Origin of the sequence: Caldichromatium japonicum (genome assembly GCF_011290485.1) — a bacterium.
Lineage (GTDB): Bacteria > Pseudomonadota > Gammaproteobacteria > Chromatiales > Chromatiaceae > Thermochromatium > Thermochromatium japonicum.
On the sequence record NZ_CP048029.1, the window covers coordinates 521,641 to 534,707 of the forward strand.

General features: G+C 61.5%; 17 protein-coding genes. 4 read left to right on the forward strand and 13 right to left on the reverse strand.

What is annotated here, in order from left to right:
- Positions 1–39: 39 nt before the first annotated feature.
- Positions 40–255, reverse strand: coding sequence for an HD domain-containing protein (locus GWK36_RS02530; protein ID WP_166269815.1), 216 nt, complete (start codon positions 253–255; stop codon positions 40–42).
- A gap of 146 nt (positions 256–401) precedes the next feature.
- Between GWK36_RS02530 and GWK36_RS02535 the strand changes: the two genes are divergently transcribed.
- From GWK36_RS02535 to GWK36_RS02545, 3 genes are all read left to right on the forward strand, one after another.
- Positions 402–1,250, forward strand: coding sequence for an ATPase (locus GWK36_RS02535; protein ID WP_166269817.1), 849 nt, complete (start codon positions 402–404; stop codon positions 1,248–1,250).
- A gap of 13 nt (positions 1,251–1,263) precedes the next feature.
- The gene (gene metA / locus GWK36_RS02540; protein WP_166269819.1) at positions 1,264–2,340 is read left to right on the forward strand and encodes a homoserine O-succinyltransferase MetA; all 1,077 of its coding nucleotides are present in this window, start codon (positions 1,264–1,266) and stop codon (positions 2,338–2,340) included.
- 498 nt (positions 2,341–2,838) lie between these two features.
- The gene (locus tag GWK36_RS02545) at positions 2,839–3,120 is read left to right on the forward strand and encodes a hypothetical protein (RefSeq protein ID WP_166269821.1); all 282 of its coding nucleotides are present in this window, start codon (positions 2,839–2,841) and stop codon (positions 3,118–3,120) included.
- A 235-nt stretch (positions 3,121–3,355) separates the two neighbouring features.
- Here the strand turns inward: GWK36_RS02545 and GWK36_RS02550 are convergent, their stop codons facing one another.
- The gene (locus GWK36_RS02550) at positions 3,356–3,760 is read right to left on the reverse strand and encodes an Mth938-like domain-containing protein (protein WP_246237629.1); all 405 of its coding nucleotides are present in this window, start codon (positions 3,758–3,760) and stop codon (positions 3,356–3,358) included.
- Between the two features lie 98 nt (positions 3,761–3,858).
- Between GWK36_RS02550 and gltX the strand changes: the two genes are divergently transcribed.
- On the forward strand, positions 3,859–5,265 hold the full coding sequence (gltX, locus tag GWK36_RS02555) for a glutamate--tRNA ligase (RefSeq protein WP_166272380.1): 1,407 nt from the start codon (positions 3,859–3,861) through the stop codon (positions 5,263–5,265).
- 212 nt (positions 5,266–5,477) lie between these two features.
- On the opposite strand, the gene GWK36_RS02560 is transcribed toward gltX, so the two are convergent.
- The 11 genes from GWK36_RS02560 to GWK36_RS02610 all read right to left on the reverse strand — a co-directional run bounded on the left by GWK36_RS02560 (position 5,478) and on the right by GWK36_RS02610 (position 13,058).
- Positions 5,478–5,990, reverse strand: a complete 513-nt coding sequence (locus GWK36_RS02560) for a hypothetical protein (RefSeq protein ID WP_166269823.1) — start codon at positions 5,988–5,990, stop codon at positions 5,478–5,480.
- 100 nt (positions 5,991–6,090) lie between these two features.
- Positions 6,091–6,342, reverse strand: a complete 252-nt coding sequence (locus GWK36_RS14745; RefSeq protein ID WP_210756835.1) for a DUF305 domain-containing protein — start codon at positions 6,340–6,342, stop codon at positions 6,091–6,093.
- 185 nt (positions 6,343–6,527) lie between these two features.
- A complete protein-coding gene (locus GWK36_RS02570) occupies positions 6,528–7,526 on the reverse strand; it encodes a tetratricopeptide repeat protein (protein ID WP_166269827.1) in 999 nt (332 codons plus the stop codon).
- Entirely contained in the window at positions 7,510–8,145 is a 636-nt protein-coding gene (locus GWK36_RS02575; protein WP_166269829.1) for a hypothetical protein, read from the reverse strand. Before GWK36_RS02575 ends, GWK36_RS02570 begins: the two co-directional genes overlap by 17 nt.
- Positions 8,135–8,611 (reverse strand): hypothetical protein, encoded by a 477-nt coding sequence (locus GWK36_RS02580; protein ID WP_166269831.1) that lies wholly within the window; start codon positions 8,609–8,611, stop codon positions 8,135–8,137. The genes GWK36_RS02575 and GWK36_RS02580 overlap by 11 nt, the downstream gene beginning before the upstream one ends.
- Positions 8,592–9,374 carry a MotA/TolQ/ExbB proton channel family protein gene (locus GWK36_RS02585; protein ID WP_166269833.1) on the reverse strand — a complete coding sequence of 261 codons (783 nt, stop codon included), beginning with the start codon at positions 9,372–9,374 and terminating at the stop codon, positions 8,592–8,594. The genes GWK36_RS02580 and GWK36_RS02585 overlap by 20 nt, the downstream gene beginning before the upstream one ends.
- A gap of 122 nt (positions 9,375–9,496) precedes the next feature.
- Positions 9,497–9,853, reverse strand: a complete 357-nt coding sequence (locus GWK36_RS02590) for a hypothetical protein (RefSeq protein WP_166269835.1) — start codon at positions 9,851–9,853, stop codon at positions 9,497–9,499.
- The gene (locus GWK36_RS02595; RefSeq protein ID WP_166269837.1) at positions 9,850–10,467 is read right to left on the reverse strand and encodes a hypothetical protein; all 618 of its coding nucleotides are present in this window, start codon (positions 10,465–10,467) and stop codon (positions 9,850–9,852) included. Before GWK36_RS02595 ends, GWK36_RS02590 begins: the two co-directional genes overlap by 4 nt.
- Positions 10,468–10,599: 132 nt before the next feature.
- Complete coding sequence (locus GWK36_RS02600; protein ID WP_166269839.1) at positions 10,600–11,295, reverse strand: hypothetical protein; 696 nt, start codon at positions 11,293–11,295, stop codon at positions 10,600–10,602.
- Between the two features lie 24 nt (positions 11,296–11,319).
- On the reverse strand, positions 11,320–12,645 hold the full coding sequence (locus tag GWK36_RS02605) for a TerD family protein (RefSeq protein ID WP_166269841.1): 1,326 nt from the start codon (positions 12,643–12,645) through the stop codon (positions 11,320–11,322).
- Between the two features lie 98 nt (positions 12,646–12,743).
- Positions 12,744–13,058, reverse strand: a complete 315-nt coding sequence (locus tag GWK36_RS02610) for a DUF1840 domain-containing protein (RefSeq protein WP_166269843.1) — start codon at positions 13,056–13,058, stop codon at positions 12,744–12,746.
- Positions 13,059–13,067 lie beyond the last annotated feature (9 nt).

Genomic DNA, 13,067 nt, shown 5'->3' on the forward strand with positions numbered 1-13,067 from the left:
ATGGCGTGCAGGGTATGCTAGCTGTGCAATGCGGGCCATTCAGAAAGGACTGAAGTCGATCCCCGCGGGTGCGGGGAAGGCTTCCAGGCGGTCGAGGTGGGCCGGTAACAGGCAATCACCGGCACTGGCCGCAAGCCGGGCTTGGATGATCGGTTGAGCGACGAGGAGCCGAAAGACCACGGCGACATCGGTACAATGATCTGTCAGCAGCAGCCAGCGCTGCTCGTCTTGCCATTTGCCCCAGGGTGTTATCATCTGTTTTTCCCTTTTAGCCAATCATTGATGGTGTGGTATCTTGTATGTCTGATCTCTCTTCAGGCATGATTAAAGGCTCAAGTATTTTTAAGCGTGGAGTGATGATTGTTTACTCAAGAGTCATCTTTAGTTAAGGGGAGCTTGCTTTGAAGTTTACGGTTGAAGCCTTCCGCGCTTGGAAGAATAAATGCATCACCTTACTTGGAATGTCGGGGGTGGGCAAGACTCATCTGTCGGCTATGCTGCGCCGGCATGATTGGTTCCATTATTCGGGCGATTATCGGATCGGGACGCGCTATCTCGATGAGCAGATACTCGATCTGATCAAATCGCATGCGATGCGCGATCCATTCCTACGCGATTTATTGCGCCGCGATTGGATCTCGATCCGCAATATCATCAAGATCAATGACCTGGGGCCGGTATTGAGCTTCATCGGCAAGCTCGGCAATCCAGAGCTCGGCGGTTTGCCATTCGATGAATTTTCCCGTCGCCAGGCCCTATATCGCGAGGCCGAGATCGCGGCCATGCTGGATCTGCCCGAGTTCGTGCGCAAGGCCCAGGACATCTATAACTATGCCCATTTGGTCAATGATGTCGGCGGCAGCCTGTGCGAGTTGGATGAGCCGCGTGTCATTGATCTACTCACCCGTCATAGCCTGATCCTCTATATCCGGGTAAGCGAAAGCGATGAGGCCAAGCTGATTGAACGCGCCCAAGCCGACCCCAAGCCGCTGTATTTCCGGCCCGAATTCTTACACACGGCAGTGGCCGATTATCTGGCCCTGCGAGGGCTTGAGTATGTCGCCCAGATCGATCCGGATGACTTCACGCGCTGGGTCTTTCCCCGGCTGTTTCATGCGCGCCTCCCCCGCTATGAGGCGATCGCCCGCCCCCATGGCTATACCGTTTCCTCGGAGGATGTCGCCCAGGTGCGAGATGAGCAGGATTTTCTAGCGCTCGTCGAATCGGCGATTGCCCGCGTCAGTCAATAGAGTGTCTAAGCCCATGCCTATTGTCGCCCATAATGATCTGCCGACCTTTGCCCGCCTGCGTGCCGAGGGTCAGTTGATCCTGGATCCGGATTTCGCCCAGCATCAGGACATCCGCGAGTTGCATATTGGGCTACTCAACATGATGCCGGATGCAGCATTGATGGCGACCGAACGCCAGTTCTTCCGGCTGATCGGCGAGAGCAATCAAATCGCGCAATTCTATGTCCATCCCTTTACCCTCAAGGCACTCCCGCGCGGTCCGGAGGCCCAGGCGCATATCGAGCGTTATTACGAACCCTTTGACAAGATCCGGGCAGAGGGGCTGGATGCGCTGATCATCACCGGCGCCAATGTGACCCGGCCCGATCTTTCGCAAGAATCTTTTTGGGAACCGCTGATCGAGGTAGTCGATTGGGCCTATGAACACGTCTGCTCGACCCTGTGCTCCTGTCTGGCTACCCATGCGGTGATGCAGTTTCGCTATGGCGAGCGCCGTCAACCGCTGCCAGCCAAATGCTGGGGGGTCTTTGCCCATCATGTGGTCGATCGCAGCCACCCTTTGGTCGCGGATGTCAACACCCGCTTCGATGTCCCGCATTCGCGTTTCAACGACATCAGCCGCGCACAGTTCGAGCGCGCGGGTTTGCGGGTGCTGGTCGAGAGCGAAGAGGCAGGGGTCCATCTGGCAGTGAGCCCAGATGGTTTCAGACAGGTACTCTTCCAGGGGCATCCGGAGTACGACACCATCTCGCTCCTTAAGGAATATAAACGCGAGGTCAGCCGCTTTATCGGCGGCGTGCGTGCCGATTATCCGCCCCTCCCCGAGAACTATTTTGGGCGACAGGCGCGGGCGATCCTCGATGAATATCGCAACCGCGTCTTGCGTGCCCTGGATCTTGGCCAATCTCCCCCTGAGTTTCCTGAGCGTCTGATCGCGCCCAGCCTCCATAACACCTGGCACGACACCGCCGAGGGGGTCATCGGCAACTGGATGGGCCTGGTCTATAAGATCACCCATCTCGACCGCCGCCAGACCTTCATGGAAGGCATTGATCCCAAAGATCCCTTGGGCTTGGGGCGGTCAGCTTAAAAGCCATCTCTTCAATCCTCCTCTCTAATGGACCGCGCATCCTGGCACAAACCAGGGGAGGATGTCGACGTACACCGCTGAATCCGTCTGTAGATTGCAGGCAGATACAGGATTGCAGACAAATACAGACCGGTGTGAGAGCCTGCGCATCATCCCCCACCTCTCTGAGGACAGATGTTGTTGTTTAAAAAATACGCATTGCCCTGTGCGTTGCAAAAAATGACAATATTCTCGTCTGCGTTTAGTAGTCGTCTTCCTTCGTCATACTAAGGATTTAAATGTGATCAGGGTCACACATCGCCCAATGGCCGAGTGGAAAACTTGCCTTTTGTTGCATTTTTGTACTAGGATAAAGGCATAGGGTGTTACATGCTGCCAAAATCAGACAGTCGGTGGTGATACATCGACCGTCGTTTCATGGCGGCGATGGACGCCGAGGGTGAGGCGACATCTGTATGTCGTCGTTTTGGCAAGGCATTTATATCGATCCCTAAGGACATGTCTGACTCTAACGCACAACCCAAACCGATCCGTTACAAGTGGGATCCTGAGACCTTTACCGGCTATCAATTGCGCTTCGATGCCGAGGGGGCGGCCAAGGGCGGTCATTATTGCTTCCATGTCGAAGATTGGAATTGCCGCACCGTTACCCATGAATGGCCCTGTCAGGATCTAACCGAGGCGCTCGAGGTCCTCAATCGGCTCTTTAGCGTCGATATCGAGGAGGAACGCGCCCGCCTGAATGCCTGGCTGCCGGCTGAATACCGCGCAGCCACCTGATCCCGACCCACAAACCACCAAACCCAAGGCTGCCGTAAGCAGCCTTTTTTTTGCTGGGCTGGGGATGGGTTAAACCATCGCTGGAGATGCAAACCGACTGCTCAAGGGACCGCTGATTGATTGCTCGCCCCGCCACCCAGCGGTGTCCAGCTGTTTAAGTAGGGGGATGCCGTTTCGGCTTGCGCTGGAATGAGCGGAATAGACGCAAGCAGCCCCTGCCCGAAGGCGGGCTTGCTTAGTCGATGATCAGGGCTGCGACAACGCGGCGCCCCTCGGCAACCAGGATGTTATAGGTCCGGCAGGCGGCAGCGGTCGTCATCCACTCGACCCCAATGCGCTGCTGGATGAATGGTGCCTGGAGCAGCGGATCGAGGAGGGCCGTTGTCTGGCCAGTGCCGATCAGGATGACCTCGGGCGCAAATCGTGTCAGATCCAACAGATGTTCCAGGTCGAGCTCCGAGGCGCAGGCAGGACCCCAGGGTGATACGATCTCGGCTGGGGTCAGGATCAGGCCCTGGGTATAGCGCTGCCCGGAGATGCGGACCCAGCCAGGGCCGTGGGCCTCGACCAGATGGCCTTCCGTCTGTTCGATCTCTGCAAACTTCATCGCTATCAGGAGGCTGAAGGGACCCAGGCGCATCTGGCGGCCAGGTCCAGAGAAGGTTCAGCGCAGCCTCTCGCGCCGCGCAATGCTAAGATAACAGATCCTTGTTTATCTGGACCATCCGTCGCGCAATCATGACCGTCCGCACCCGTTTTGCCCCATCGCCCACAGGTTATCTCCACATCGGCGGCGCCCGCACTGCGCTCTTTTGCTATCTCTATGCCCGCAAGCATGGCGGCCAGTTCATCCTGCGCATTGAGGATACCGATCTCGAGCGCTCGACCGCGGAATCGGTCAATGCCATTCTTGAAGGGATGACCTGGCTGGGGCTCGACTATGATGAGGGGCCGTTTTTTCAGACCCAGCGCTTCGACCGCTACAACCAGGTGATCGATGAGCTTTTGGCCAAGGGGCTGGCCTATCGCTGCGATTGCCCCAAGGAGCGTTTAGAAAAGTTGCGCATCGATCAGATGGCGCGTAAACAAAAGCCACGCTATGACGGGCATTGCCGCAATCTCCGCGTCGACCCCGATCAGCCGCATGTGATCCGCTTCAAAAACCCGGTCGATGGGGTCGTGGTAGTCGATGATCTGATCCGCGGGCGGGTGCCTTTTGCCAATGAGGAACTCGATGATCTGATCATCCGGCGCAGCGATGGTGCCCCGACCTATAACCTGAGCGTCGTCGTCGATGACATCGATATGCGCATCACCCATGTCATCCGTGGCGATGATCATCTCAATAACACCCCGCGCCAGATCAATATCCTGCGTGCCTTGGGCCATGAGCCGCCAGGCTATGCCCATGTCCCCATGATCCTGGGCGAGGACGGGACACGGCTCTCCAAGCGGCATGGGGCGGTCAGCGTCATCGCCTATCGCGACATGGGCTATCTGCCAGAGGCCCTGCTCAATTATCTGGTGCGACTCGGTTGGTCTTATGGTGACCGCGAGCTCTTTAGCCTGGATGAGATGATCGAATATTTCGACATCAAAGATGTCAACAAGGCACCCTCGATCTTCAATTCGAGCAAGCTCAGCTGGCTCAATCAGCAATATCTCCAGCATGCCGATCCAGCGCGCATCACCAGGCTTGTGAGTCCGCATCTCGGGCATCTGGGGATCGATCCGACAACTGGTCCTGACCTGATCGAGGTCGTCAAGGCCATGGCGCCGCGCGCCAAGACCCTGGTTGATCTGGCTGAACTTAGCGCCTTCTGTTACCGCGACTTCGAGACCTATGACGAGGCCTCAGCCAAGAAACACCTGACCCGCGAGGCGCGCCTGCCGCTCGAGAAGCTGCACGAGAGGTTCGAACTCATGGCCTTCGATGACTGGACCTCAGAGCAGTTGAAATATACCGTCGAGCGGGTGGCCGAGGAGCTGGGTGTGGGTTTCGGCAAGGTTGCCCAGCCCTTGCGGGTGGCCATCGTCGGACGCGCGGCCTCGCCGGGGATCGAGGAGACCCTCAGGCTGGTTGGCAAGGCGGCGACCCTGCGCCGCATCGAGCAGGCGTTGGCGCATATCGCCCAGCTCGGCTAGGGTGCAGTCGTCTTTTGCTGGGCGCTCAAACCCGCCCAGGGGCGGGCTCTGCCTGGGCAGAGCGCTCAGACAGGCACAGGTATCCAAGGGATTGGATCGCTCCGGAGTCCGGCCTTCGCCAGAATGACGGGATGGCTGCAGTCTGGAACGCTCAGGCAGATGTCTAGCACGCTCTCCGTTAAAGACTCGGACAGGGCGCGGTTCGTTTTGGCTCAAGCGCTGGGGAACGTCTCCTGAGCGATTGTCATCAGCCCCAGATACCAGGCCGGATACTCCCAAGGAAAAGCGGCGGGCGGGCGGTTTAGATAAAGCCGCAGGCCCCATCCGGCCGCAAACAGGGCGGCATGGATCAATCCCTCGAGGACCCTCTCGGCCACCAGACCCTTTAGTCCCACTAGGACCCAGGGTAGGGCATCCACCGCCAATCCAAATGCAGCCGCGGCCACCAACCCACTTAGCAGGCTTGCGCGCAGGGCCGAAAACGACAGATCGCGTCTTAGGATCGGGATGAGGACCAGGGCCCAGAGGCTGGGATAGGCCGAATCGATGCCGGCGATATGCAAAGGCTCGTCCTCTTGCCATACCCAGATCAGCGAGCGCCAGGGATGGGTATATAGCAGGGTCAAGGGCAATAGACCGAATCCTAGCCAATGGAAACGCTTAGGCCAGCGGCAGGCGAGGACGCTGACCGAAATCCAGGCAGCAAGCAGGATGGCTAGCGCCATCTGGATGCCGGGAGGGATGGGTTTTGGGTATGCATACTTGTCGATTACCTCCCCAGTCGCCATGGGCAAGGTCAAGTGCCCACCAAGCCACCCTTTCCGATCATTGGATCCAACGAGTGCGCCAGATCTGCATCCGCTCGATCTCCGCCTGCTGAGCGCTCAGGATAGACTCAGCCAATTGCCGGATCTCAGGCTGTTGGGCCTCGGCCAGGGCCTGTCTGGCCATCGCGAGAGCATCTTGATGATGCGGGATCATGGCATCGATGAAACGGGCACCGAAGGGGCTATCCAGGCACTGGCTGCATCGGCTGGTGGGTGAAGCCGGTGTTGGGGATGGGCTGCTTGTGGTCATGCTGGCTGAGCCATGGGTCCCTGGGCGAGGATCAGGGCGATCAGTCCGATCACCCAGGGCAGGAGTATGCGGCGATGTGATCTCTGAGTCTGCATCCGCGGTCTCCGTATATTGATGATCAAGAGGTAACCACTGGTCCGAGCCTAAGCCGAGGACTATCGACATAGAGTTATAGATGCGCACCCTCAAGGTGCACCATCTTGGGCGAGCAGGCGGTCGATCCGGCTGCGGATCAGGGCCTCGCAGCGCGCGGGGAGCCGCCCTGACACCTGCTCGCCGAGCGCCAGGGTCGCCTGGGCGCGGGTATTATCCCCCGCCCAGCGGTAGCCGAGCCCCACGGCCAGGACCAGGGCGAGGGTCTTTGGCGGGCCGGTACGGGCCAGGCGGTCAGCGAGATCGCGAAACTGGGTCTGGTCCTCGGCGAGCGTCGGCAGCGCCCCCAGGTCTTCGATCAGCCGGCGGGTGCGCTCCAGACAGGCGGCGCTATGTTGGGTCTCGCCCTCCAACCGCCGGGCGAGGAGCTCGAGCCGCAACCGGCGCGCATCCCAAAACCCCGGGTCGGCAGCGATCGCCCGATCGAGCGCCGACTCGGACGTATCGCCCTGTCCCCGCTGCCAGGCGCAGTCGGCGAGGATCAGCCAGGCATCGGCCTTAAGGCGTTCGGGGACCCCTGCCACCGCCAAGGTTGCCTGCGCCGCTCGCTCGGCCCCTGCCAGATCCCCCTGCCTGCGGGCGATGCGCGCCTGCTCGAGGTAAGCCCGCAGCCGGATCAAGGGCTCTGCGTGTTGGGCAAAGGGGGCGATGAGGGCGAGCTTGCGCTCGGGATCGCTGCTGGCGGCGGCGAGCTGAAAGGCAATCCGGACCTGGGGATCGATCGCCCCCCAGAGGTTGCGATAGCGCATAAAGACCGTATCCCCTGCCGGACGCTGGCCGGGCTCGCTTTGGGCCGGGCGCAGGGCCCGGCTTCCGTGCGCCTCGATCTCAGACCACAGCGCCTCCCAGGTAGCAATTGCTTGCGCAAGCTGGGCCGCGTCCCTGCTGCCCCGCGCCGGATCATTGCCCAGCGCGTTTGGGACGCCTTCAGTTCGATGCACCAGCCCAAGCAAGACCGCGAACAAGACCGGCGCCAAGGCCAGGGCGCCGAGACAGGCCGATCGGGCCTTCGCGTTACCAATAGATACCATAGTGGGTGAACTGCGCCGGCATGCGCCCGATCAGGATGGGCTCGTCCGCAGCCTGGGCGAACCAGCGAAAGCGCGGCCCTGCCTGTTGCAGTCGGTCATAGAGCCCAGCGAACAGGTCCATCCCGTCCGGATAGACGATGAAGACCGGATAGACCCGCTCGCCGGCAGCGCGTTTGAGCTCGCCAAGCAAAACATCGGTGTCCTCGGGCCGCCATGCCGGGGCTTGCGCCGCGATGGCCTGGGGATCGGGCAAAAAACGCAACTGAAAGGTGTCCAGGTCGCGGGTCACCAAGGGCTCGGCGATCCAGGTAAACCGGCCCTGATGGGTGGCGCCTGCCGGTTGCTCTGGGTCCTGAGCAAGCGCTGCGACCACCGCCTCTTGGTCCCAGGGAACGATCCGCCCGGCGATCACCAGATAGAACCTGGAGAAGGGTGCGAAGAGCTCGCGCTGGGGTTCGATGAAACGCAGGGGCGAGACGGGGTCTGCGGGGAACTGGCTGGCCCCCTGTTGCTGCTGCGGCTGGCCGATCAGGGCGAAGAGGGCGACGATGAGCAGGATCGCGAGCAGATTGGTCGCGACATCAAGCAGCGCGGTTGGGGTATCGTCCTCAGTCTCCATGACCGCGCCAGGCCTCTAAGAGACGCGCCACCGCCTCGGGGTCGGCGGCGAGCGGGCGTAGGCTCAAACGCATCACCGCGCGGCCAGGGGCAGCAGGCTGGAGCCGCTGGGTGAAACGCCCGAAGGCCTCCTCGAAGGCGCTGCGGGTTGCGAGACAGTCGTGGCTGAAGGCAAAGACCAGGTTGCGGGTGCCGGCGGCATGGATGGAGACCGCCTCGAACAGCCCTCCCAGCTCGGTCTCGGGATAGACCCTGGGTGCGGCGTCAGGCCCTGAATAGAGCCAGACCTCGCCGTCGCGCTGGCAGATCGCCAGCAGATCGACCGCTAGAGGGCGCCCGCTCTGCGGCGGATCTGGGATCTGCAAGGCATAGATCACCAGGAGTATCCCGATGAAGGACAACACCAGGTCGAGAAAAGGCAGGAGATTCAGCGCCGGGGCCGGTGACTCAGGGTTCCGCGTGCGCATGCCGGTCGTCCTGGGCGAGTCGTTCGAGGAGCCAGCGATAGCGCAGCAGGCCCAGCGTCTCGGCGCGTAGGCGCAACACCGTCTGGATCAAGGCCAAGGGGATCACGCATACCAGACCCACGAGTGTGGTATCGAAGGCGAAGGCCAGACCCCCGAGCACGCTCTTTAGCCCCGCACCGCCCGCCGCCATGCCCTCAGCGCCCTGGGACAGGCCGCCGATCGCCTGGCTGATGCCGATCACCGTCCCGATGAATCCCAGCATGGGCAGGACCCAGATGGCAAATGCAAGCGGCGCAAGCGCCTGCTGCTGGCGCTGACCCAGCATCCCCAAGAGTTGCTCTATCTCCTGCAGCGATGTTCCCGACTCGGCATTGGGGTACCTGAGACGCTGGTGGGGGAGGGACATAAGGAACGCCTCCTCTGCCTGATCCCCCTCCCGCCCAGACAAAAAGGCCAGCCAGCCGTCTATGCGGCTTGCTCCTTTCGCCCCTTGCACCAGGGCGCCGCGCTCGACATCGATCCCGATCCATTGCAGCGCCGCATAGATCAACACCCAGCCGAACAGCGCAAGCATGAAGCGGCAATAGCCGTTGGCCCAATAGCGCCCCACCCACTCGGGCAGCGTCTGCAAAGCGATGAGATGGACCAGGGTTGGATAGAGCGCAAGGCTCAACAGCAGGGCCACGACCAGCGGGCGGACGAGCTCGGCGGGCGTGCCAGTGTCGAGCTTGCTTGGACGTGGCAGTGAGGGTGTGGGCGACATGGTCTTCAGCAATTGAGGAATGTTCAATAATCCGGTCGCGCGGTTGCAACGATTTCGTGATCTTTGTGCCAAATCTCTATGAGGGAGTTGTAGGCAAGTTGCCCCGCCGGTCTCGTTTTCCATCAATCCTGGCGAAAGGTCTTCAAGGTCTCCTCGAGATGTTGGATCTGGTCGGCGAGTGCGCGGCGGGTCGCGCGCAGCTCGGCGAGACGCGCCCCCGTCTCGGTGGCGAGACGCTCATAGCGTCTGCGGGCCTCATAGTCGGCTGCGGCCTCGGCATGCGCCTGGGCCTCTTGTCCCTGGGCGATGAGCTGCGACTCCAAGGACTCGAGCTTGCCCAGCAGTTCCTGGAGATCATGCAGCCGCTCGGTGAGCCCCGCGGGGTCGGCGACGGGCGGCGGTCCCTCCTGGGCTGCGACGACCAACGGTGCAGAACCCAGGAAGGGGATGAGCAGCAAGATGTAAAAGGCGGATCTCATGGGGCGATCGGGACCTGGCGGGCCTCGGATGCGGTCTTAACGATCGCCTGCATGTTCTCGTTGAGGTTCGCCAGCTTCTCGCTGACCTGTTTGAGTCCTTCAATCGCCTTGTCTGCCTGACCGAGCTCATAGTAGGCGAGCACGATCTCGCGATCGGCCTCGATCGTGCGCAAGAGTGCCAGCGAGTTGGCGCGCTGGGTGCTGATCTGGCTGCGCAGCTTGCGCCCGGTCTCGAGCCGAGTCTGCCAGGCCTGGGCGATCGGGACAAAGGCGGGGTTGGATTCGGATTTCTTCAGGCTCTCCTGACGCCGCTGTTCCCAGAGCGCAAGCAAGGACTCCAGATCCTTCCAGATCTGGCTGTCTTCGGCGATGTTCTCGTGGACTTTCCTGACCGATTCGAGCATGCCGTCGAGGACCTCGGACCCCTTCTCGATCGAGTTGTGGCTCTCCTGGATGCTGGCCTCGAGCCCCTCAAGGCTTTGTTGCAGCTCTTGGGCGATGGCATTGACGTTTTCAAATAACCTCGCCATATCGGATTGGGCGTCTTGGGCCTGGGTGGGCAGGCCGCTCAAGAGCAGTCCAAGGCTGAGGATCAGGGCAGACAGGGTCTTCATGGTGATATCTCCAGACGGGTATGCAGTGTTTAAAGGGCAGTTTGCAGCTTAGGGCGCACTGCCGCGCCTTGTCCCTCTGGTCTTCGGACAGAGCGAGTCGGGCAGGACCGGGTATATGCATTGATCGAGCCGCTACTGGGCGATGGGGACTGCGGTCTTGAGTGTCTGCTGGGTCTTCTGCTCGACCACGGCCATTGCTTGGGTGATGGCGTTGAGCCCCTCGACTACCGAGCGCGCCGCCGCCAGTGCATCGAGCACCTTGCCGATCTTCATCTCTTGCAAGATCACGCGGTGCTGGCGCATCAGGGCCGAGAGTTTTTCCTGGGCCAGGGCGCGGCTTTGGTTGAGCCGCTCTTCGATGAGCTCGTATTCCTGGATGGCGCGCTCGAGCTGGGCGATGCTCTGTTCGCGATTGGGATAATCGGGTGGCTGGCGCTCATACCAGCTCTTCAAGACGGTGGTACCCTCCTTGGCGCGGTTGAGGGCATCGGCAAAGTCGCTGTTGAGGTCGAGCTTGTTGAGCACGCTATAGACCTCGTCGCGCAGGGTAAAGAAGAGTTGATCGACCTGGGTCTGTTTATCCTGTTCCGAGGTCAGGCGGGCGACCTCCTCGAGCTGTTCCATCGCCGTCTGGATGCGCGCATTGAGCTGGGCGCTAGAGGCGCGGATGTTGGCCATCTCGCTTTCGAGGATCTGGGTCGGAGTGGCCCGATTGGGGTTGCGCGCGCTGTATTGTGTCTCTTGGGTGTATGCAGGTCCGGCGCTGTGGAGTGCGCCCAACAGCCAGACACTCAGAAGCAGGGGCAAGGCGCGGTGATGACATGACATGATGATCGTCCTCCTCATAAACATTCAGCGCCCGCAGGCATCCAGGTTCTCTTGCAGACCACCGATCAGACGCTCGGTCTTATTGCGCAGGTAGGCGAGGTCGCGGGCAATGTCGGTAAGGTCCGATTCAAGATTGCGCGCCCTATCCGCCTCGCGCACCAGCCGCTGGCTGATCAGGGGTCTGGTCTCTTGGTTGAGTTCCTTGTCGACGCGCTTGATCATCAGACCGGCGCAGACATTGAGCTTGAGCGATTCGTCCAGCCATTCGCTGACCGGCAGTTGCTTGAGCTGCTCGAGCTCTTGACGGTTGCCTTCAATGAAGGACGCAGGACATGGGGCATCGCTCAGCTGACGCAGCTCCTTGCGCCATTTCAAGAGCTGTTTATTGCTGCTCTCGACCCGTTGCAGGATGCGGACATAGTTCTCGCCCAGGGCGTGATAGCGTTTAAACATCTCCTCATCGGTCCAGGTGCAGGCCGCCGTTTGCATCGAGAAGGTGCCCGAGCGCATGCCCGCAGGCTCAGGACGGGCCGGGAGGCCGGTATCGCTGGCCGCCGGCGGATAGGCGGGTGCGATGAGCAGCTGGGGATGCAGGCGCGCGCTCAGCTCATCGACGAATCTGCCAAGCCCCGTAAACCACTGGGGCGCCCAGAGACCTGCGGCGCCGAGCGCACCGCCGATCAGGACGATGGAGACGAATGCCCAAACCATCCAGGTCCGACGGCGCCGACCCGCAGGCTGCCGATCGGGGATAGGCGGGGGCGGGGGTACAGGGCTAGGGGAGGGCTGTTCGGCCGGCGGCGGGGAGGGGGGGAGCGGGGCAGGGGCAGGGGCAGGGGTCTCATCGATCACCGCCACACCGAAATGCTCGGCCAACGCCCGCAGCCCCCCGCGATAGCCCTGACCGACGGCGCGCAGCTTCCAGCCTGGCCCGTGGCGATAACATTCGGCGAGGATGAGCGCCTGTTCGTCCTCGGCCTCGGTGAGCTCAAAGACCAGGGGCTCGCCGAAGGTAGGGGTCGCGATCAGGCGCAGGCCTACAAGATCACGGAATCGCCCCTGTTCCAAGGCCGCGGCACAGACGCAGCGGTGGATACTCGTGGGGAGGACGTCGAGTTGCAGGCGAAACTCGACCCGTCCGGGGTCATTGAACTGCAACCGGATCAAACCCTCAGGCGACTGTGGCTGGTTATAGAAGATGAACCAGTCATCGCTTGGGACGCGGCCCCGCTCATCCACCGCCAGACAGAGGACCTCGGCTGAGCCCTTGGTCTGGTCCCAATAGACCTCAAGGCGCGTGCTGCCCGAGCTGGTCAGCGGGGCGTTTGCACCTTTGGGCAGCTTAGGCATGGCCTAGATCTCCTCCCTCGATACACGCACCCCCCGCTCCCCCCGGATGGGCCGATGCCTCAAGATGTTGGAGGCGGTCATCACCGGCGCGCGGATCCCTAGGCCTGTTCCCAGATGACGTGTTTGCCGGCGCGGGCGGCGGCCTCGAGGAGCTCGATCAAGGGCAGTGCGCGGTGAGCGAGGCTCACTGACTCGCGCTCATCGGCCCGCTGCGACCTGGGGGAGGGGTCCAGAGGGACATCGGGGTGTTCGGCCACCGCCGCCTTGAGCCTGGCGAGCGCCTCTGGGATGTCCTCGGCGAGCAAGGCCCCTGGTACCGTGCCGCTATGACCCATACGCTTGAGCAAGGCCACGGCCACCTCGCCGAACATGACGATAGTAGCATAGGCGGGCGTCTCGAAGCGGACCAACATCTTCGGGTC